This is a genomic window from Kitasatospora sp. NPDC101108, from assembly GCF_055584725.1.
Genome location: NZ_JBVJLM010000004.1, coordinates 417,987 through 438,600, shown reverse-complemented (window position 1 = coordinate 438,600; position 20,614 = coordinate 417,987). Strand labels below are relative to the sequence as shown.

Below are 20,614 nucleotides of genomic sequence, written 5' to 3'. Positions count from 1 at the left end.
GGAGCACGCGGGCCCGCTGCCAGGCACGGGTGCGGGTTCGGGTGCGGGTGCGAGTGCGAGTGCGGTGACATCTTCGCCCGGTGTCGGGGGGCGGACGGTGCCCCTTCCCGGCGATTCATCCGAACGGGGCACAGGCATGTGAAACCCCCGCGGTTCGTAGCCGCACAGGGCCGACAGCGCGGGCATCGAACCGGGAGTCTCGTTCCATCGCCTGCGGCTTCCTTCGCAGCGCGGCGGCCCGGTCGTTCGACGACCTCACCGGCGTCTGCTTCAGCTCGGACTGCTTCGGCGCCCCGATGCCCAACGCGGACACGGCGGAGGCAGGGGACGCCGGCGCCGTCCCGGCCGAGGACCTTCGCCGCCCATCTCGCCGGGGAGATGGGCGCCGGTGCGCTTGGGGCGGTGCGCAACGGTTGGGCGTCGGCCGGACGGGGCAGGGCCCTGACGGAGCGGCTCGATGAGCCCGGTGCATCGCGCCGTGAGCGGCTGGGCGCGGCCTCAGGGCCCGGTCATCATCCGACGCGGAAGGAATCACCTGTGCGGGTAACACGTAACACCCGAAGGTGCCGGCGGTGACGGCTCTCGGGGCGTCGCGGCGACCGAGCGGCCGGCGTCTGCTGCTCGGTGTCGTCCGGGACATCGTGGTCCCGATCGCGTTGTACTACGGCCTGCGCGCGGCCGGCGTCAGCGTCTTCGTCGCGCTGCTCGCCGGCGCGTTCCTGCCGGCGCTCACCACGGCGGTGCAGTGGCTGCGCACCCGCAGTCTGGAGGGCATGGCGGGCTTCGTCGCCGGGATCATGCTGCTCGGCGTCGCAACGGCGCTGGTCAGTGGCAGCCCCCGGTTCCTGCTGGCCAAGGACGGTTGGCTCACCGGTGTGGCCGGGCTCTGGTTCCTGATCTCGATCAGGGCCAGGCGCCCGCTGCTCTTCCACGGCGGCCGGCCCTTTCTGGAGGGGCGGTGGCGCTCCGACGGCACCTCCTGGGACGTGCTGTGGGAACGCGAGCCGGCCTTCCGGCGGATCTGGCGGGTCTCGACCGCGATCTGGGGCGTGGCGATGTTGCTGGACGCCGCCGTGCGGGTCGTCATGGCCTACTGCCTGCCGGTGGACCTGGTACCCGGCCTCGGCGCGCTGCTCTGGCCGGTCACGCTGTTGCTGTTGCAACTGGTCAACGGCGTGTACTACGAGGTGGCGGGGCTGTGGCGGCTGACGTCCGGGGCGGCCGCGCGTTCGGCGGATGGCTGAGCGCGCGGCCGCTGGTGGTCCGGCCGCGCCGGGCGGCTGCCGCAGGCCGCCACACCGAACGCCGAAGCCGCCTCGCGCCGCGCCGCCGACGCCGGCCCTACCGGGTGCTGACCATCTACAAGTTCGCGAACAACGGATCCGGCGGCATCACCAACCCGGTCGACGTCTGGGACAACAACGACAAGGTCATCTTCCGATCCGGCAAACCGCCGTGCGTGTGGGTCTGGAGCTGCCGGCGGAGCTGCGGCAGCGGCTCCTCGCGCACGCGTCCTCGGGCACCGCTGGGCCGAGCGCGGTGGTACCCACAGCCCGCGCCGCCTGCCGACCCGCACCGAGCGGCGCATCTGTGGTCAGTACACCCAGCACCCTCGTCAGGCAGCCCGGAAAATCGATCCCGCCCGCGTGTTGGAGCGCCCCTGGCTCACCCGGGCAAGGCCTTGCCCACCCCTTGCACCAGGACTCCCCGCAGTGGGTGGCGCTGGTGCGCTTCGGCCCGGACCTGCTCGACTGGTGCTGGTTCCTGTACTCGCCGGAGACGATCCGTCAGGTCCCGACGCCGGCGCCCGGGCCGGGGTTGCCTCCCTGTCAACTGCCTCGAAGCGCTACAGCACAGCAACGCATGAGCTCAGATCGGCGGCCAGGAAGACCAAGCGCGAGTCTCCGGCGATATCCACTCGCCCCAAGGCGACCGGGGCGTCACCCGCACGCCGAAGGTCGGGCAAGCCCCGTTCGAAGTCCTTGCAGGTGACGACGCCGTCCTCCGCCATGCACTGGGCCCGCCATGCCCAGATGCCGAGAAGCCGACTGGCCGGCACCGTCGATTCGGCCCACACCCGGAACGAAGCTCCAGCGCGCAGGGCTACGGCAGCATGGCCAGCGGCATCAGTCGCATGCCGTTCGAGGGCACCAATCAGGTCTTCGCGGTCCACGACGTGCAGTATGACGCTCTGCGAGCGCCAGCAGCCTGCCCCCGTCCTTCCCGACTTCGCTGTCACAGGTCACCAAGGCCTCTCCCGAGGCGGCCCGGGCCCTGTCCCACCCTCGGCTGTCGCGCCCTCACCACACTGGAGGCGATCACGGGTATCCACCCACGTCACAGGCCGCGACAGCACCCCACACGACAGGACACGCGACAGCCAGACACAACAGCCCCGGACACCCGTCCGGGGCGGCACACCATCTCCTGGACGGCGGCCTGGCGGCCACCCACACCACCGTCCCCACTGCCAGGGCGGCGCCAGGACAGCCGGGGTCAAAGACCGACCGACCGCTGCGTGCCTCAGCTTGACGGCCCGCCGCCCCAGGGATCCTCGAGCGCCGCTACGGGGACCTTCGCCGCGAGCATTTCGTCGATGCAGCTGCGCAGCGCGAAACCGGGGGCGTCGCACCAGGTGAGCCACGGCACCGACTGGAGCAGGTCGTCGTACCGGCTCATGCCGGGGTCGGTGAGGAGGGTGCGGAGTTCGTCGGGGGCGGGGTCGGTGACCAGGCACAGCCAGGCCAGGCCGGCGCCGATGCGGATCTCGGGCGGTCGTCTCGGGTCCGACCAGAGGTCCTGGGCCCACCGGGGAGCGTGGTCGTCGTGGTGTTCGCGGGCGAGTTGGGCGATGGCCAGGATCAGGCTCACCCGGACGACCGCGTCGTCTTCGTTCGCCAGCCTGGACCGCAGGGCCGAGAAGACGCGTGGGGTCTCGTCGGTCGCGGCCGCCAGGACGTAGGCGGTCAGGGAGCGGACCTCGGGGTCGGGGCTGTCGAGAAGCGGGAGCAGGAGTGGCAGGTCGTCCGTGACCGCCCGGCGGGCGGCCTGGATCGTCCAGTCCACCGGGCACATCGTGCTGCCCTCGACCATCAGCGGTTCCTCGGCGACCTGGAGCAGGCCTTCGCGCGATCCGTCACCCATGTGCTGGCACCGGCCGATCTCGGCGACCAGGTGAAGGATTTGGGCACAGAGTTCGGGCCGCCCGGTTGTCGCGATCCGGATCAGGAACGGCACCGCCAGGGCTCCCGCCGCGATCGTGGTGCCCTGGTGGTGAAGATTCGTCCAGAGCTGCAGCAGAGCCCTGTCGGCGGCCTCGGTGTCGCCGGACGCGAGCGTGGCGAGCAGGCCGGGGGTCTCCTCGCCCGGGCCGTAGAAGTGCGGGAACCGCTGCCAGGGGACCTTGTCGTACCTGAACCCGTCCTTGACCTCCGGCGGGATCGCGCCCACGGCCGTCCGCACGTCGCAGTCCGTGCCGGCCCACCGTTCTGGCCAGCCGGCCCAGAAGTCGTCGTCCATGACTCGGCATTCCCGTCCGCCGGCAACGCCGGGAGTCTAACGACCGGCGATCAAGAGGCGGATCGCTGTTGGGTGAGGAAGGTGTTGAGGCCGCTGTAGGTGAGCGGGGTGTCGAGACCCCCACCATTGATCAAGATCAAGTGGCAGAAACCCACCGTCCATCAAGATCATCCTATCAAGATCATTTGTTGCAGAACAGCGAGCGCTGACCCGTCTCAACGAAGTTTGACCGTTCTGAGCGAAGCTTGACCGCGCGGCTCCCAGGAGCGCAGTACGGGGCGCAGGGAGAGCTCACGTGATGGTCGGGTAGTCCAGGACCGTGCGCGCGGCATCACGAACGTCCCTGTCCTCGTCCGCAGCAAGCCGTTCGAGGGCGGTGCGTACCGCCGGGCCAGGCCGGCGGGCCAATGACCACGCGGCCCAGAACCGGACCCAGTGGTCGGTGTCCTCGGCGCGGGCCACCAGCAGGTCGGTGACCGTCTGGTCGTGTGCTGAGCCGAGGGCCTGCACGGCGGCTCGCCGCACCTCGGGGGCTGGATCGCCGGCGCCAGCGATCAGAAGGGCTCGGGCACGTGGAGGATCCCCCACGCCGAAGATGCTGCCGAGGGTGCTCATCACGTCGGCGCGCACTCCGGGGGCCGGGTCGGACGCTGCATCGGCGACGAGTTCGAAGTACTTGGCCCCGCCGAAATCGGTGACGCTCAGGCCCCAGATGCCTACTCGCCTTGTCCCAGGGTCATCCGAGGCGATGCAGTCGAGCAGCAGACGATGCGCCGTCTCGGGCCAGGCGGAGAGCAGTTCGAGGAGGTCGAGCTGCAGGGTCTCTCCGTCATCGTTGCGATCACTCACGCTCGCACGCAACAGGGCAGGCAGGGCCGCCTCCCCGCAGGCACCTGCCAAGGCATGGGCAATCTGATCCCGGGCGAACGGGTCGTTCGCCTCGACGTAGCCGGCGAGTCGACGCTCCAGCTCAGACTGGAGGAAGGCGGCTGCTGGTATCCGCAGCAGCTTCACCAGGGGTTCGAATCGGCGGTGCCCACCGGGCCCGCGCTCGATGCCGCCGGCCAACCCTGCGTCCAACTCGCTCAGCGCACGCAGCAGCTCCGCACGCTCCGCCACTGCGGATCCATCACTCCCTGGCATATCCGCACTCTATGCACGTGTGCTGTCACCACCGAACGGCGGTCAGGGCCACCTCCATGGGGAAGAGCATCTCGTTTGGTTGTCGAGCGGCGGGAAGAGCCGCGGCGCTGGAGGGGGTGCGCAGCTGGGGCAGCTCCATCGTCACGGTGATCAGGTCGACTGGCGGGATGTGGCCTCCGGAGCGCTTGCGGAGGAACTCCTTGAGGTGGACCTTTCGGGCCGGGATCGTACGGGCCCCGTCAAGAGCACCGCTGGCGGCGAGTTCGTCGGCGAGTTCGGGCAACTGGGTCATGTAATCACTGAAGATGGCGTCCGCGGCTTCTTCGATGGCGCTGGTGGTACAGCGTGATCAGTTCGGTGGCGGGATGGGTCCGGTGGTCGGTCAGGTGGTCACCAGCCGGTAGAGGCCGGTGCGGCGACCGGTGGCCGTGGCGATGGTGATTTCGCAGTCGATGACCCGAACCTCGATGGAGCCCGTGCCCGGGCAGGTCGACCGCGATCGCGCGGTGTCCGCGCAGGCCCAGCTCGCGCAACACGGGCTGCCAGACGAAGGAGTTGCTCCCCGAGCCGTGGACGAGGACGAAGGTGGGCGCGCCGCGCCCAGGCCCGTCCGCGTGCGCGACGGAGGCGCCCGCGCCCAGCACGGTGACCGCCCCCGCCCCGGCCACGGCCGCCCTGAGCGCGCTGCGCCGCGACGTCCCGCCGGCCTTCGCCTCGCGGCTGCCGGCGGCGTGCTGTTCCTCGGCCATCGACGGCCCCCTCCTCGGCTGTTGGATGACGCTCTCCCCCTGCCCCTGGACGGTGTCAGGCGCCGCTTTCATACCGCTGTCATCCGGCTGTCGGCCCGGCCGGAGGAGCCGCAGGCCGCCGTTTTCGGCGGTGCCTCCGTGGGCGTGGTCAGGGGGCGGTGAACGGGTGGGGGAAGGCGGGGCCAGCCACGGGCTCGGGGAACCCACGACAGTTGAATGCGCGAGCCCACCAGTAGAGTCCGGACCGTGAGCTGCGGTTCGAATCCGGCTCCGGTGACTCCGCGTTGCGACTCTTGGTGTGGGATGTCTACGCCGGCGGAGCGCAGCTTCGTCTCGACAAGCCTGGTCAGCCGGGCCATGGCCGGTGCCTGGTCTTCGGCGTGGTGGTTGAGCAGGCTGTATCGGGTGACGTCGGTGCGGGCCTGGAGGCCGTTCGGGATCGCGAGCAGCGCGGGGTTGGCGAGGAAGCGGTCGGCCACTGCGGTCGCGAGTTCCTCAAGGCCGGGGTCGTCGGGGTCCCAGTCCTTGGCGGCCCAGCATTGCTTGTTCAAGGCGACGAACCGGGTGTCGTCGAGGGCGTGTTCGGCCTCGGTGAGGAAGTCGTCGAAGCCGTCGGGGACCAGGGCCCTGGCCAGCACCATGCCCTCGCGGTGGGTCGCCACCTCCTCCGGGGTGAAGCCGAGGTCGGCGGCCCGGTCCGACAGTGCCCAGGCCCGGTCGGGCAGCAGGGCCCGGTCGCCGTTGGCGAGCCGGTCCAGCAGGTCGCGGCGCGCGGTCAGCTCCTCGATCCTCTCGGTCAGCCGCCGTTTGACCTCGGCCAGGTCGGCGGCGAACCGCTGCGGATCGGCGGCGAGCAGGGCCCGGATCTCGGACAGCGGTACGCCGGACTCGGCCGGCGTCCTGACCTGGACCAGCCGCAGCAGGTCGGGCGACCCGTAGCGGCGATAGCGGGAACCGTCGCGGCGCGGTTCGTCGACCAGGCCCAGATGGTGGTAGTGGCGGATGGTCTTGGTCGTGCTCGGGCTGAGCCAGACCCTCTCGCTCGCGTTGAGCAGCGTGTTGCCGGTGGTGCGGACGGTGGCGGGTCTTGTCTCCATGCGGCCGGTCAACGGGCTGGCCGGTCTGATGCTGCTGGTCAACGCGGCCGGGGTCGGGCTGTCGCTGGTGTCCGCGGACGCCCGGCCGGCGGTGGCCAAGGACGGCGCGCTGGGCAGCGTGGTGGGCATCGCCATGGTCTGGGTCGGCCTTCGCCGGGCAGCCCATGGTGAGCGTGGGGCTCAAGCCCGTTCCGAGCTCCAGGTTGAGCCGGTCATCGCCCAGCCTGCGGCCACGTGCTTCTAGCGCCTTGTCGACCCGGTACTTGACGGTACTGCGGTGGAGGTGGATCCGCTCTGCGGCGGCGCGATAGCTGCCCTGCTCGCTGAGGAACGTCGGCAGCGTCGAGCGGAGCCGCTCCGTGCTCTCGTCGTCGGTTGCCATCCCGCCCGACGTGGCCACTCGGCTTCGGCTGTCTCGGGTTCCGCCCCGAGCCCCAGCGACCGGGTGAGGCTCTGTGTCGACTCGGGGAGTCTTCCAGCCAGAACAGCGCCTGGCCACGCAGACTCAGCAGCGTGGTCCGGGTGAACGCGTCGCTCACGGTCGCCGTGACCGCCGCCGGTTTCGCCCTGCCGGTGGTCGGCGCGATCACCCCGCGTCGCCGCTGCCCCGGGAAGCGGGGTTGCCCCAGCCGCCGTGATCGGGTGGCCGGGTCTCCGTTGTACGCAAGCGCAGCGGTCAGGGTCTGTTCCAGGAGAGAGGACATCGCCGCATGGGCAGCGCGATCGGTCAGCTGCTGAGCTCTGCCGCCGGTGTGGCCATCAGCCCGCTGCCGACGATCGCGCTGGTCGTGATGCTTGCCACGCCGCACGGTCGGACCAACGGGATCGCCTTCGTCACCACCTGGATGGCCACGCTGGCCACGATCGGCGTGATCATGCTGATCATCGGTCGCGACGCCCACGCGGGCGGGAAGCCCGCTACGTGGACGCTCTGGCTCACGCTCGCGCTGGGGGTGCTGTTCGCGCTGCTCGCCGTCAAGCAGTGGCGGGACCGGCCACGGCGCGGTGAGGCGGCCGAGCTGCCGAAGTGGATGGCGAGGGTCGACAGGTTCTCCCCGGGTCGATGTGCGGGGCTGGCCGCCGCGCTGTCCGGGGCGAACCCCGCGAACCTCGCGTTGACGGTCGGAGCGATCGCCGCGGTCGACGGCGCGGTCTCCCGTGTCGGAGTGAAAGCCCTCGCGCTGGTGGTGTTCGTCGTCGTCGCTTCCTTGAGCGTTCTGGTCCCGCTGGGGGTCTATGTGTTCGGCGGGTCCGGCGGGGCGGCGACTCTGGAGAGTTGGAAGGCGTGGCTGAGCACACACAGCTCCACAATCGTGATCGGCCTGCTGGTGGTGATGTCCGCCAAGTTCGTCATCGAGGCGATCGTCAACCTGACCTGAGCCGCCCACGGCATCGCCCCGCCGGGCGAGCGACGTCGTAGGCGCCCGCGCGGTGGCAGCGACGGTTGTCGGTGAATGACGCCGGGACCCGCCTCCCACCTCGACGCACGTGGAGCTGGACCCGTGGCGGGGTCAGATCGAAGGGCACGAAGAACCCGACGACGTACTCGACGAGGCCCCCGCCACGTCGACCGCGTCGTCCTGTTGCAGCGTGCCCCAGGTCGTGCTCCGCGGGGTTCGACCGACACTCACCGGTGACGGCAACGTGGGCTTCTACCCGGGCTTGTCCCGAGTGTGGAGCGCCGGAGTGCACCGGCGACCACCCCGTCGATCCGGCTGTCATGCAACGGGATCGCGTCGTACCGGTCGGCGCCGACTTCCCGTGGGCGGGCGGCGAACCGGCTCGTTGCGGGCCGGTGCCGCCGCTCACTTTCGTCCGGTTCCATCGCCGTGCTGGTCTTGGATCCAGCTTTGCGCGTCGGCGTAGGCGCGCTTGAGGGTGGCGCCCACACGCTCGTCGCCGGGGTAGACGTTCTGGGGGCCGATCAGGTCGGTGACTCCCGTCACCCGGAGCTGGTCCTGGATGCGCTCGCTGGCCGAGACGATGACGAGCTTGCCGCCGGCCGCGGTGAGGGCCTCCGCGTAGTGGCGCAGCACGCCCATGACCGTGGTACCCAGCTCTGTGCGCCCACGCAGCCGCAGGATCACCACGGTGTCGTGCGAGGCGTCGGTGGGCGTCGGCAGGGATGCCTCCAGTGCCGGGGTAGCAGCGAAGAACAAGCTTCCGTAGGGCTGGAGGACGATCACCTCGCCGGCCGGGAGGCTGGCCGGTGGGTCGGTCTCGATGAGATGCCCGGCCGGGTCCAGCAGCCATCGCTTGATGGTCACCTGGTTCGACTGCCGCACCACGTGCAGGACCACCGACAGGCCCGCACCGGCCAGCACCGCGTACTGCAACGGGATCACCATGGTGAGCGCGAAAGTGGTCACCAGCACCGCCCGCTGCCACGCGCCGGTCCGCCAGACCGAGGACAGCTCCTCAGGCTTGATAGTCCGCCAGCCGACCAGGATGAGCAGGCCGGCCAGGGAAGGCATGGCGATGTGTCCCACCAGGCCGGCGAAGGCCACGATGGTCACCGCCATCACCAGGCTGGCGATCATCAGGGCCAGACGTGACCGCGCGCCTGCGGTCTTGTTCAGCACCGTGGCGGACATCGACCCGCCCACCGGCATCCCGCGGAACACCCCGGCCATCACGTTCGCGGCGCCCTGCCCGATGAAGTCGCGCGAGGCGTCGGGGTAACGCCCGTTCGGATTCGGGAAGCTGGCCGAAATGCCTGCCCCCTGGACCAGGCCCACAAGCGCCAGCGACAGCGCTGGGACCAGCAGCGACGGGACCACCCGCAACAGCGGCGCCGCAGGCATAGGGAGCGAACGGGGTACGGCCCCGAAGTCGCCCACCGTCGCGACGCTGTGCCAGCCCAGGGCAGCGACCGCGGCGGAGGCGAGGATGACCGCCAGCACCAACCCCAGTGGGCCGAGCCTGGTGCGCTCCAGCAGAAGGATCAGCGCGATCGTCACCAGCCCCACGGTCAGGGACTGCACGTGGAACCGGTCGGGACGGACGACGGTGTTGACGGCGCGGATGATCCGGGTGGCTCCGGCGGCCTTGTAGCCGGTGAGGTTGGCGAGCTGGCCGAGCACGACATTGACGCCGACGGCGCTGAGGAACCCCACCATCACGGTGTTCGACACGAACCGCAGCAGCGACCCGAACCGCAGGAACCCGGCCGCCAGCATCACCACACCGGTCAGCACGGACAGCGTGAACAACGCACGCGCCGGATCTGCGTCCGCGTGGACCGCCCGGGTGTCGGAGATGATGACGGCCATGGCGCCGGTGGCCTGCACCGCCATGAAGACCGAACCGGTGAAGAACGAGCCGCCGAGCATCCCGAACAAGTATGCGTAGAGGCCCGACAGCGGACTGACCCCGGCGAGCAGGCCGGCCGCCAGACCGTCGGGAACGCTTTCCACCCCGAGTACCAGGCCCGCCACGGCGTCCTTGCTCAGTGTGCCTCGGCTTACTCGCCACCGGATGTCCATAGGCCCTTCGCGGGGTCGTCGCGGCAGTGCCAAGGGGGCCCGGCGCTCGCGCCGGGTGGGGCATGAATCGTGCTCACCCCGGCCAGGCGGACCAGACGGTCGGTCGTGATCACCTGGCCGTTGATCCTGGCCTTGCGGGTGGGGATGCGGATGAGCACGGCGGGTGCGCTCTCGGTGCGCTCTCGGCCGTGCGCACTCACCCGCCCAACCCCGTCAGCGCGTCACCGACGTACTTCACACCCAGGATCAGCAGCACCACGGTCATGATGGCGCTGTTGTGCGTGGCCACCCACGCCTTCCACCCGGCCAGGATGCCCTCGGCCCGGTCACCGCCGAAGTAGAAGACGCCCAGTGGCAGCAGCACGCACAGCGAGGCGATCACGACCATCAGGACCACGGCGAGCGTCTTGCCTCCCGCGCTCGCCCCGCTGGAAGCGATCGACACGGCGCCGGCGACCACCAGCACCAGGTTCTTCGGGTTGGCCAGCACCAGCACGACCGCGAGTCCAGCGGCTCTGCCGGCGGTGAACCTGTCGATGGCCTGCATCCACTTCGGCATCTGGGCCTCGTCGCCCTCGCGCGGGCGGCCCCGCCACTGCCTGGCCGCCAGCAGCAGGAAGAGGGCGCCGAGGCCGAGCTTGAGCCAGAACGTCCAGTCGGCGGGCTCACCTCCGGTCTGCATGTTGCCGCCGAAGGCCACGATCAGCGAGGTCGCCAGCGCTACCGCGGCGATCCAGCCGAGCGTGAACGCGCTGCCGTTGGTCCGACCACGCGGCGTCGCAAGCATCAGCACCATCGCGATCAGTGGAAGCGGGCTGACAGCCACACCGATCGCCGAGGCCAGCATCTGGCCGACAGCGTTCTCCATCTCCGCCCTCCGACCGTAGGCCCTTCCGGCGCGATCACCGTAACCGGCGGACTTGTTGACGCCGCGCCGACTCGGGCGTGCAGGTGGCGGACGGGGCCTCGGTCACCCGGGCGGCCGATCCCTGCTCAGGCGGGAGCCACCCGGGGCGCCTTCCTTCCGGTGCCCTGATCCGGTTCGATCAGAACCCAAAGGGGCGGCTTCCCGGGCGGATTCACCGCATGTGCATGTGGAATGGTGTCCATTCGGTGTCCAGAAGATCTTGGAGCTCAGCCCACGCCGCCACGTCTCCTGAGACGACGGTCGGGTCTTCTGTGCCGGTGACCTGTGCGGGCGTGACCTCGACGGTCACGGCCGCATCGGGCGCCAGCCCGTCCTCGACGTGCAGAACGCGGTTGCGGATGCGAACGGTGACTTCCTCGCCACTTTCGGCAGCACGGATGCCGACAGTGAGGTTGACTCCCTTCGCCTTCTCCGCGTCGAATTGGTACCGCCAGCGGCGAACCGTGTCGGGGACCGACAGGTCGACCGACAGCATCCGTCTGAACGTGGCGAGGATCTGCGCGGGATCCACGTCCCCTTCGAGTTCGAGCGCGCCGGTGAGATACCACGATCGAGCGATCGGGTTGAGTTCCTGGTAGCCCCTTGCTCGAAGCGCCGCGGCTTTCACGAGGCGTGCATCCTCGTTGTCCGGGTCGGCGCGCAGGGCGATCTGGGCGAGCTCGGCCGCGAGCTGGTGGTCGCCCGCCGCGTGGTCGGCTTTCGCCGCGTCCAGGACCCTGTCGACGCCGCCCATCAGCTCGGTAAGGCGGGCCGCCTTGTGTGCGGGCGGGGACGGCAACAAGTCGGTCGAGTCACCGCTGAACCAGCTCACCCACCCGGTGTAGAACTCCGGGACGGCGGTCAGCGCTGTCCCGTACAACGGCACCGTGTACGGCGGGTCCCACAACTCCTCCGGGAAATCCTTCAACGCGTACTGCAACTCGACCGGCGTATAGCCCTTGTTGATCAGCCGGATCGATTGATCCCAGAGATACTTCGTCGCGTCGACGTATTTCCTCACGTGGTCCGCGATCACATCCTTGCCTTGAATGGGGCGGATGTGAGAGCCGACCAGCCACTCGGGCTCCACCTCCAGGACCTTGTTCAGCGCGGAGATGTAGTTGTCAGGGAGGCGCGGCTTCGAACCGCGGATGCTGTGCAGGTTCGGGATGCCGGTGAAGAACTCGTCGGCGATCGCAATCAGGTCGAACTCTGGGATGTGCAGGCCGAACTCGCTGATCGCCTCACCGCCCGTGTAGAACGCGTTCAGCTCAAGACCGGCGATCGTCAGCGTGGTGTCCTCAGAAAGGAGCTTCGTCGGCGGAATGTACGCGGGGGTGCTTCCGGCAGGGACCAGCCCGAGACCGTGGTGATGCAGTTCTTCCGGGCCGAGCAGAACGCCACCGTAGTATCCAAGGCCCATCGCCTGGCGTTGTAGCAACTCGCCGAACTCGTTGGCCATCTCCTCGACGAAGTTCGACCAGGCATAGATGTCGACCTCGCCGGCGGCCACTGCGGCCGGATCCACGATCGCAGCCGCTCCGTTGTAGTGGTCCGGGTGGTGGTGGGAGTAGAAAACCGCCTTGATCGGCTTGTCCGAGATCTTCTTGATCTCCGCAGCGATGAACTCGCCCACTTCGCGGTTGGCACCGACGTCGTAAACGATGAGACCCTCGGGCGCATCGATGATGATGCCGTTGCCGACGAATCCCCCTGCGCAGTACACCGTCCATACGGGAAGGTCACCGCACCGGTAGGTGCCCTGTTGCTCGACGGTCAGTCGACGATGCTCCAGGAAATAGTCCGGCCAGGAGCGTTCAACATCGTATGGGTTTGCCATCCCGCTCTCCTCGCCATGCGAATCCCGCAAGAGATCACGGCCGAAATTCCATGGATATTGCGTTTTTATGGGTCGCCATTGGATACCTTCAGGATAACTCTGCCCACCCTTATCCGCATCTCCACCGCCGATAATCCAGCATGCGGATCACGCCCTCCCTGCCGGTTTCACGGATCCGAATGCATTCCAGTTAATCCCAGCTGTTAATCCCAACTGTTCCGAGCCTGACGTCAGCAGGCGCCCCGCAGAAGATGGCCAGGACCGCGACGCGACGCTGGTCGACGTCGGCCACAGGACGGCGGTGGAACCGGTCGAGCTCAGCCGCTCGCGGCTGCGCCACCGTGTTCGCCTTGGCGACGTGACACCGCACCTCACGCGGACCAAGCCGATCTTTCCGATCTCCGACTTGCAGCAGTACGTCGAGCAGGTGCTCACGTGGCCTGGGAACGGTTGCCACACGCCGTGGCGTTGTCCTCCGCCCCGTACGGCCCGTGCTCGGGAGAGAACCAGGTGCGGGCCTCGGCACGGGCACCTGGGTGCGGACCCCGGTCAGCTACCGACGTCGGACAGCCCGTCGCCGCGGTGGCCGACCCGTTGGGAGCCGGCCATCGCGGCGACGGTGGCCTCGCGCAGTCCGGGCGTGGCCGACCTCGCCTCGTACCAGGCACCGTAGCGGTCGGCCAGGAAGGCGGCCGACAGGCCGTGAAGCAGCACACTGAGAGCGATCGTGGCCGCCACGACCCTGCCGATGAGCGCCACCCCCTCCACGCGCTCCTCCACCACCAGCAGGCCGAGGACGATCGACGCAAGCCCGCGCGGGCCGAACCACCCGATGTAGGCGACGGTCGGCGCCCGGAAGCCCGACCTGACCAGCGAGAGAGCGACCGGCACCATCCGGACCACCGTCAGGCTGAGGACCGCGTAGACGACGATCCGCCAGGTCATGTGCTCCAGGGTCGGACCGAGCAGTACCGCACCGAAGACGAGGAAACTCAGCGCCGCCAGCAGCCCCCCGAGGTACTCGGCGAACTCGCCGCTCCGGTCGTCGCCTTCCGCCTCCCCGCCCGGAGCGACGCCACGTAGGCCGAGCGAGAAGGCGAAACCGGCGACCCCGGCGGCGAGGAACCCGCTCCCGCCCGTGACCACCGCCAGCTCGTACGCGGCGACGGCCACCGTGAGCACGAAGACCTGACGCCATTCAGCCGTGACCCAGCCCCTGGCACGCGACCACCCCAGCAGCCGCCCACCGAGCCATCCGACGGCCAGACCCAGTGCCGTACTGACCACAAGCACCCGCCACACGATGCCGTCCACGCCCTCCTCGGAGGTGACCGTACCGGGAAGCGCGGCGAGGAAGATCCCGAAGAACGGCAGCACCAGACCGTCGTTCAGGCCGCTCTCGACGTTCAGTCCCTTGCGAACGACCGCCGGGACGCGCGGATTGAACACGGCGTTCTTGCCCAAGGCGGCGTCGGTGGGGGCGAGAATGACCGCGACCAGGGCGAGCTCCCAGGCCGACAGCCCCGGCAGCAGCGGCCAGGCCAGCAGCCATCCCGCTCCGATGGTCAACGGCAGTCCGATGCACAGCAGACGGAGCGGCAGGAAGCCGCCGACGCGCAGGTCCCAGCGGCGGACCGTCATCGCATCGGTGAACAGCACCAGGGTCAGCGTGGCCTCGACCAGCGTCCGGACGGGCCCTGCGTCATGTTTCAGGTCGAGGAGCCCGAGTCCCACCGGTCCGATGAGGATCCCGAAGCCGACGAAGACCATGGACGACGAAACGGGTGTGCGGGAGAGTCGTCGGGACACCAGCGCGTAGCCGGCGGTCACCGCGGCGACCGCCACTCCCGTCCAGGCGTTGCCGCCGCTCACACCGCGCCCTGTCCCGCGAGGTCACGGGGGCCACCACCCCGGCGCTCGGAGACACGGCCCCGCGGCAGAGTCATCTTTCCGTCCAGTTCGAGCTCGTGGATCCCTTGCAGGGGGTCTGACGACTCCGTACCGTGCCGACGAAACAATCGGTCCGTCAGAGCGTGGGACACGTGGTCGCCCGCCCGCAACAGTCTGGCGGCTGGGCCGACGTCAAGACAGCACCAACACGACCTGCCACTTCTGGGGAACATCCGACGAGCGCGTTCGAACGTCCGGGGCGTCGCTCGGGGGCGAAGCAGCGACCTCGGTACGTGCCGTTGACGACGGCAGTTCGGCTTCCAGGAAGCTCTTGTAGCTCAACCGACCGATCCCCGAAGCCCTGGACAGCGTCAACAACACCCTGAAATCGCAGGCCTGACCAACTCGGTGGGCGCACCGACCCCCAGTGCGCCGCCCACCACCAAAACGCTGGCACCAGCACACAGGCCGAGCCGGGGAGAACCACCAGGACGGCGGCACGGCATGCCCGCGGCCAAGGCCTCGCCGGCGGGATCTCCTCAGCCCTCATCAGAGGCGGCCACCCCGCCCGCTCCAGGGCCTGGACGACGTTCTGAGTTCAGGAAGGGCCGTCCCCAGGGCCGCGCGGGGCCCGGCGGCCTGCTCTCTGGGCCGGTGTGCGTCAGCGCACGGTGGACGCCACGTCGGGGGCCGTCCGTGGGGATCGGTTGCACGAGCACCGCCGGGGTCCGGGGGAAGCGTCGGGGCTTGACCCCCGCCGACCCGGGACGGCGGGGGAGCCGGTCCTGCACTGTGCGCGGCGTCAGGCGCCCGTTGAGCGGTCCTCGAAGTAGAACCAGTCGTCACCGCTCTCCGCAGAGAAGATGAACTCAGGCTCCTCCTTCTTCGTCTCGGCGATGACGATCGAGGACGCCTTGTCGTGGAGGGCGCCGTCCACCTTCGGGGTGTCCGCTTCCAGGGTGACCTGCGCTCCGGTGAAGTCCGCGTGCTCGTAGAGCGTCACCTTCCAGCCGGACGGCACGCGAACGGAGGAGATGCAGTCGTTCATGGACGGGTCGAGCTTGTGGCGTCCCTGGTTGAGCGTGGCGCTCTTGCCCTTGTAGTTGTGGTCGGCGTAAACGGTCACCGGCATAGGGAGACCATCCCTTCTCATAGTGTTACCTGGCAAACACTATAAGTAACTGCAAGGTGTGCGGCGCAGGGCCGCACTCCCGGCCGGACAGCGCGTCAAGGCGCGGGATCCGCCACCAGGGGCCGTCTGGGAGCATCGCGGTGCGCCGGTGCTCCGTCTCGATGGTCAGTCCTCTTCCGGTGGTTCCGGTGGGTCCAGTTGCAGAACGTGCACCAGTCCAACCCGGGCGGGTCGCCCCGCACGTGCACCGTGGTCAGGCTAGCGGGTGATGCGTGCGGTCTGGGCGTCGGCGGTCGCGATGGCAGGATGACGGCATGGTGACGAATCAGCCGTGGCCGGGGTTGCACGCTGACCTGTTGGCGGCGAAGGAATTGGTGTACGACCCGAGCGGTTTCACCTGCTCACCGCCGGTGCCCGAACCGGAGAGCGCCGAATACGCGGCTTGCGGGTTCACGCTCGACGGCCGCTCGGTCCGGTTCCGCGTTGCCAGGACCACCCCGACGAAGGCGGGCCAGTTCGTCACCGTGTGGCAGCGGTCCCAGGAGGGGCCGATCCGGCCCTTCGACACCACTGACGGGGTGGACCTCTTCGTCATCAGCAGCCACGACGAGAACGGCTTCGGGCAGTTCGTGTTCCCGCGCAAGGTGCTGTGCGGGCACGACATCGTCTCCCGCAACGGCTCCGGCGGGAGACGAGGATTCCGTGTCTACCCGCCGTGGGTGAGCACGACCAACCGGCAGGCCCGCAACACACAGGCGTGGCAAGTGAACTACTTCCTCCACATCGGCCAGGACCGGCCTGTCGACCTGACACGCGCCCACGCCCTGTACCGCCCGTAAGTGCCCGCTCCGGTCCCGGCATCCGTGCGCCGCACGAACGGGTCATGCAGAAGTCGCCGAAACGAGTGGACGGGTAGCGGGGGCGGCGCCCATGACCTCACCCAGGGACAGGCGCAGCACAGCCGGATCAGCCTGCGAGGCCGGCCCCGCAGCCCACCAGAGAACAGCAGGCCCGGCAGCCCGCCAGTGCGGCGCATACCTCGGCGAGGCGCGCTGCCACTGCTCACCCAGCAGCCGCGCCCATTCCCGCGCGCAGAACCACTCCCCGCCCCCGGCCAGCTCCCCCACCACGGCCGCATGCCCGCGCGCGAGCAACCGGCAATCAGCTCCGGCGGAACACACCCGGACCGCGTCCTGGCCCGGTACTCAAGATCGTCAGCGTCCACGGGCCAGCACCCCAGCCCCCGCCCCCGACACCCGGTCGACCCCGCCAGGTACGCGCTGGGCTTCAACGCGGCGGGTGCCCGGCGGCAAGTTGGGAACGGCCGGCCGGGCACCGCGCGCCGCGCTCAGGGCTGGGCCGGCGCCCCGGTTCCACCGCCGCGTTCCATGGCCGCGGTCATAGCTTCGTGGACGGCCAGGACGCAGGCCCTGTCAGGAGCCGGCAGAGGGCTTCCCTCCACCGTGTACCACTCGTCGGCGCCGTCGTACTGGACGTCCAGGAGGGCCTGGTGGCCGTCCCAGGTGGTGCGCAGGGTGAGGTCGCCGGTGATGACGCCGACTTCGACGGTCATGACGCCGCCCGGGCCGGCGGTGATGCCCGTGGTGACGAGCGGGCCGGCCCCGGGGGCGCCGGTGGGCTGTCCGGGGGTGGTCGCCGAGGCGGTCGCGGAGAACCGCCGCCCCCGGCTCCGTGCCACGCGCGAGGCATCCCCGACGACGTCCACCAGGACGGCGCCAAGGCAACCCGGACCACAGGCCGGACGGGTGCAGCAGGGCGCAGCACGACGGCGGCCGGGACCGCGCCGAGGACGGCGGCCACGCCACCGGGCGCCCCTTGATGACTCGCGCGAGCCATCCCCACCCGGAGGCCGGCGAACGGCAGCGCCACCGGGCAGCACGGCACCGAGCAGGACATCGACCAGGCGCACAACGACCGCACCCGGACGGCGCTGACCCATCTCAACATTTTTTGACGAGTCTCAGCGAAGTTTGACCGTCCGGGCGACCCGGCAGGTGATCTTGACGGGCGTCCGACGAGGCGCGTTGGGTCACCGGGGACGCTACCGCCGTCCCTGGCGGAATTGTGCTGACCCCACGCCGTCTTCGCCGCTGACCCGAGCCGGCCGGAGCCGTCGCTCGGGCTCAGCGAGGGCTGAGGAGGCAGAACTCGTTGCCCTCCGGGTCGACCAGAATCCTCCACGAGATCGAGGACTGGTCGATGCCGGGGTCGGTGGCGCCCAGGGCGCGCAGCCGGGATTCCTCTGCCGCCGGGTCGTCATCGAGGTAGGGAGCGACGTCGAGGTGGACGCGGTTCCACCCGCTCTTGATATCGGGAGTGCGCACGAACTCCAGGTAGGGACCGACGCCTTGGGTGGAGCGCAGGGAGGCGTGGTCGCCGGCGACCTCGTGCACCGTCCAGTCCGTCGCCTCGCCCCAGAACCGGGCCATCGCGCGCGGGTCGGCGCAGTCAACCACCACCGCGGCGATCGGCCCGGTGTCCCGGTAGATGGGGCGGGGTTCCAGCACGCAGAACTCGTTGCCCTCCGGGTCGGCCATGACCGTCCAGGGGACATCGCCCTGGCCCACATCAGCAAGGGTCGCGCCGAGGTCCTTCAGACGCGCGACCAACTCCGCCTGGTGGACGGTCGAGGTGGTGGCCAGGTCGATGTGCACCCGGTTCTTCACCGTCTTGGGTTCGGGACGGGTGATGATGTCGATGCAGACGGCCGCGGGGTCGGGGTAGTCGAAGCCCACGGGTTCGAGGTTCGTCACGCCGGGTCCCTCGCTGTCGACACCCCAGCCGAGTGCCTGCGCCCAGAACCGGCCGAGCACGGAGTCGTCCTGGGCCTTCATATTGATCTGCACGAGTCTTGTTGCCATGCCGCAAATCCTAGAACCGGGCCCAGAGCCAGAAGTACGCGGCCAAACTTCGCCGAGACGCCGTCACCAAACGCTCGCGGTACGTTCCAGGCCCAGCCGCCTTGGACCATGAGCACCCTAATCCTGAGCTTCCCCCGCTTACCTGCGCCATGGCGGGTGCCAACCGGATCGCCTTCGTGGCACGAGCGACCCCCGCCCCCCGGACAGAGGCCGAAAGTGTGACGGCGGGTCAGGGACTGGCGAAGCCGTAGCGGCCGGCCGCCCACCGGTTTGGCGGCTGCGGGGACCCCAGTCGCTTGCGCACTTCCTGGACGGTTCGCGCGGTTCGGAGATGCCCATGTGACACGCTGGACACGACACTTGATGCTTCGCGCACGGACCGTCCGGGCATACGGTTCCGCCATGACAAGCAACAGCACCCTGACCGGCTGCGACATGGTGTGGGCGGTCACCCAGAACACGATCAACTTCCAGCTCTCCTACCTCCACACCATGGGGCAGCTCCACCAGGACGTCACATTCGGGGACCTGGGTCGCGAGGGGTTCCATGTCAAGGCGAAGCTCGCGAAGGCTCCCCAGGTCGAACTCGTGGTGCCACGGGGCATCCGCTCGGCCACCCTGCTGGTCTCGCTCGGAAACGGCACGCTGACGTACTGGAAGGGATGGGGGACGTCGGCGACCAAGGAGACGGTGCCCATCACCGACTGGGAGATCGCGCTGGATGTCGACCTCAACCTGTCGGAGCTGCAGCGCAACGAGCTGGACAAACCCGGCGGCGCCGTCCCGGAGAGCGTCAGGAAGATCCTCCAGGACTTCAGCGCGGACCAGTTCACCATCCAGCACCTCTTCCTCGACCTGCAGGACGCCGCCCTGGTGTCCTACAACGCCGCCCGGTCGAGGATCGCCTCGCCCGACACCGCGCCGTCGGCGCTGATCGGTGACAGGTTCACGCAGTGGATCGCGGACCAGGTCAAGGCCTCGAACCCCTACGTCTTCGGCTACGTGCCGGAGGCCAGGATCGTCGACAAGTCCCCCTTCCAGCCGACGGGCTGCGACTTCTCGGTGCACCCCTACACCGACGCCCAGGGGAAGACCGACGGCGCCCACCTGGCCCTGAGCACTCTCAACTTCCTGCTGATGACGGAACACCGTCCAGTCCCTTCGACCGCCGGCGCCTTCACCACGAACCTCGTCACCGACATGACGGTGTCGGGCACCGGCTACGTCTCGGCGGACCAGCTGCTCGACCGCTGGGTCACGCCGACGGTACTCCCCGCCGTGAGGACGGCCCTGATCGCCAAGGGGGAGTGCGCGGGCAGCAAGGACACCTGGACGGTGGACAAGACCGACCCCCGGCACTGGACCTTCGACACCAGGGCGGAGAGGAAGAAGACCTGGGAGAACGCCGACGGCGGTGTGGTGAACATCTACCAGGACGACGACTACCAGGTCTACTGCGACCTGCGGCTCCAGAAGGAGGTCACGTTCGCGGACAAGTCCACCCACCCCGGCTTCCACGGCACAGGCTACTTCTGGGCCTGCACGAGATTCGACGAGTGGCCGGTAGACATCCACTGCTGGGGCTGGGAGGCCTACACCCTCAAGTTCACGATCGCCGTCCAGATCGTCGCCGGAACCGACGGGACGATCCAGCTGCGACAGGAGATCACCCAGGACGGGTCTGTGAAGACGGATCGGGACGAGTCCGGCCTCGAAAGGATCTTCGATGCCATCGGCCAGGGATTCGGCAACGCTCTGGACGAAGTGCAGTCCAGTCAGAAGACCCTCCAGCAAACCCAGTTCACCGGTCTCGTCGATGAGCTGAGGACCGCTCTGCAGAGCCTGTCGTCGAAAGTGATCCTCCCCGCGGCATCCGTCTTCTTCTACAAGAACGTCGGCCTCACCGACGAGGGCCACCTCAGCGTGGACTTCAGCTACCGCAACAAGACCACCGCGTAACGGAGGCCACC

18 protein-coding genes and 1 pseudogene are annotated in these 20,614 nt (G+C 69.3%); 5 read left to right on the top strand and 14 right to left on the bottom strand.

Features of this window, described 5'->3' with window-relative positions; all coding sequences use genetic code 11:
• Positions 1–572: 572 nt before the first annotated feature.
• On the top strand, positions 573–1,244 hold the full coding sequence (locus tag ACZ6Z8_RS12930) for a VC0807 family protein (protein ID WP_465608994.1): 672 nt from the start codon (positions 573–575) through the stop codon (positions 1,242–1,244).
• 602 nt (positions 1,245–1,846) lie between these two features.
• Here ACZ6Z8_RS12930 and ACZ6Z8_RS12925 read toward each other — a convergent pair.
• The 6 genes from ACZ6Z8_RS12925 to ACZ6Z8_RS12900 all read right to left on the bottom strand — a co-directional run bounded on the left by ACZ6Z8_RS12925 (position 1,847) and on the right by ACZ6Z8_RS12900 (position 6,508).
• Positions 1,847–2,173, bottom strand: coding sequence for a hypothetical protein (locus tag ACZ6Z8_RS12925; protein WP_465608993.1), 327 nt, complete (start codon positions 2,171–2,173; stop codon positions 1,847–1,849).
• Between the two features lie 350 nt (positions 2,174–2,523).
• Positions 2,524–3,519, bottom strand: coding sequence for a HEAT repeat domain-containing protein (locus ACZ6Z8_RS12920; protein ID WP_465608991.1), 996 nt, complete (start codon positions 3,517–3,519; stop codon positions 2,524–2,526).
• A gap of 291 nt (positions 3,520–3,810) precedes the next feature.
• Entirely contained in the window at positions 3,811–4,638 is an 828-nt protein-coding gene (locus ACZ6Z8_RS12915) for a HEAT repeat domain-containing protein (protein WP_465608989.1), read from the bottom strand.
• A gap of 49 nt (positions 4,639–4,687) precedes the next feature.
• Positions 4,688–4,954 carry a hypothetical protein gene (locus ACZ6Z8_RS12910; protein WP_465608987.1) on the bottom strand — a complete coding sequence of 89 codons (267 nt, stop codon included), beginning with the start codon at positions 4,952–4,954 and terminating at the stop codon, positions 4,688–4,690.
• A 4-nt stretch (positions 4,955–4,958) separates the two neighbouring features.
• Entirely contained in the window at positions 4,959–5,411 is a 453-nt protein-coding gene (locus ACZ6Z8_RS12905) for an alpha/beta fold hydrolase (RefSeq protein ID WP_465608986.1), read from the bottom strand.
• 68 nt (positions 5,412–5,479) lie between these two features.
• Positions 5,480–6,508, bottom strand: coding sequence for a MerR family transcriptional regulator (locus tag ACZ6Z8_RS12900; protein ID WP_465608984.1), 1,029 nt, complete (start codon positions 6,506–6,508; stop codon positions 5,480–5,482).
• Between ACZ6Z8_RS12900 and ACZ6Z8_RS12895 the strand changes: the two genes are divergently transcribed.
• The gene (locus ACZ6Z8_RS12895; RefSeq protein ID WP_465608982.1) at positions 6,489–6,752 is read left to right on the top strand and encodes a hypothetical protein; all 264 of its coding nucleotides are present in this window, start codon (positions 6,489–6,491) and stop codon (positions 6,750–6,752) included. The genes ACZ6Z8_RS12900 and ACZ6Z8_RS12895 overlap by 20 nt on opposite strands.
• A gap of 9 nt (positions 6,753–6,761) precedes the next feature.
• On the opposite strand, the pseudogene ACZ6Z8_RS12890 reads toward ACZ6Z8_RS12895, so the two are convergent.
• Positions 6,762–6,890 (bottom strand): annotated as a pseudogene (locus ACZ6Z8_RS12890) (helix-turn-helix domain-containing protein); the annotation flags it as partial.
• 328 nt (positions 6,891–7,218) lie between these two features.
• On the opposite strand from ACZ6Z8_RS12890, the gene ACZ6Z8_RS12885 reads away from it, so the two are divergent.
• Complete coding sequence (locus ACZ6Z8_RS12885) at positions 7,219–7,887, top strand: GAP family protein (protein ID WP_465608980.1); 669 nt, start codon at positions 7,219–7,221, stop codon at positions 7,885–7,887.
• Between the two features lie 426 nt (positions 7,888–8,313).
• On the opposite strand, the gene ACZ6Z8_RS12880 is transcribed toward ACZ6Z8_RS12885, so the two are convergent.
• The 5 genes from ACZ6Z8_RS12880 to ACZ6Z8_RS12860 all read right to left on the bottom strand — a co-directional run bounded on the left by ACZ6Z8_RS12880 (position 8,314) and on the right by ACZ6Z8_RS12860 (position 15,762).
• Positions 8,314–9,993 carry a SulP family inorganic anion transporter gene (locus tag ACZ6Z8_RS12880; protein WP_465608979.1) on the bottom strand — a complete coding sequence of 560 codons (1,680 nt, stop codon included), beginning with the start codon at positions 9,991–9,993 and terminating at the stop codon, positions 8,314–8,316.
• Between the two features lie 196 nt (positions 9,994–10,189).
• Positions 10,190–10,861, bottom strand: coding sequence for a GAP family protein (locus ACZ6Z8_RS12875; protein WP_465608977.1), 672 nt, complete (start codon positions 10,859–10,861; stop codon positions 10,190–10,192).
• 211 nt (positions 10,862–11,072) lie between these two features.
• Positions 11,073–12,740 carry an alkyl sulfatase dimerization domain-containing protein gene (locus tag ACZ6Z8_RS12870; RefSeq protein WP_465608975.1) on the bottom strand — a complete coding sequence of 556 codons (1,668 nt, stop codon included), beginning with the start codon at positions 12,738–12,740 and terminating at the stop codon, positions 11,073–11,075.
• Positions 12,741–13,289: 549 nt separating this feature from the next.
• A complete protein-coding gene (locus tag ACZ6Z8_RS12865) occupies positions 13,290–14,612 on the bottom strand; it encodes a cation:proton antiporter (RefSeq protein ID WP_465608973.1) in 1,323 nt (440 codons plus the stop codon).
• A gap of 820 nt (positions 14,613–15,432) precedes the next feature.
• Complete coding sequence (locus ACZ6Z8_RS12860) at positions 15,433–15,762, bottom strand: peptidase inhibitor family I36 protein (protein WP_465608971.1); 330 nt, start codon at positions 15,760–15,762, stop codon at positions 15,433–15,435.
• Between the two features lie 314 nt (positions 15,763–16,076).
• Between ACZ6Z8_RS12860 and ACZ6Z8_RS12855 the strand changes: the two genes are divergently transcribed.
• The gene (locus tag ACZ6Z8_RS12855) at positions 16,077–16,601 is read left to right on the top strand and encodes a MepB family protein (RefSeq protein WP_465608970.1); all 525 of its coding nucleotides are present in this window, start codon (positions 16,077–16,079) and stop codon (positions 16,599–16,601) included.
• Between the two features lie 509 nt (positions 16,602–17,110).
• On the opposite strand, the gene ACZ6Z8_RS12850 is transcribed toward ACZ6Z8_RS12855, so the two are convergent.
• The gene (locus ACZ6Z8_RS12850; protein WP_465608968.1) at positions 17,111–17,461 is read right to left on the bottom strand and encodes a hypothetical protein; all 351 of its coding nucleotides are present in this window, start codon (positions 17,459–17,461) and stop codon (positions 17,111–17,113) included.
• Between the two features lie 445 nt (positions 17,462–17,906).
• A complete protein-coding gene (locus ACZ6Z8_RS12845; protein WP_465608967.1) occupies positions 17,907–18,644 on the bottom strand; it encodes a VOC family protein in 738 nt (245 codons plus the stop codon).
• A gap of 402 nt (positions 18,645–19,046) precedes the next feature.
• Here ACZ6Z8_RS12845 and ACZ6Z8_RS12840 point away from each other — a divergent pair, with 402 nt between their 5' ends.
• Positions 19,047–20,603: a hypothetical protein gene (locus ACZ6Z8_RS12840; protein WP_465608966.1), complete on the top strand. Its 1,557-nt coding sequence runs from the start codon at positions 19,047–19,049 to the stop codon at positions 20,601–20,603.
• The last annotated feature ends 11 nt before the right edge of the window (positions 20,604–20,614 follow it).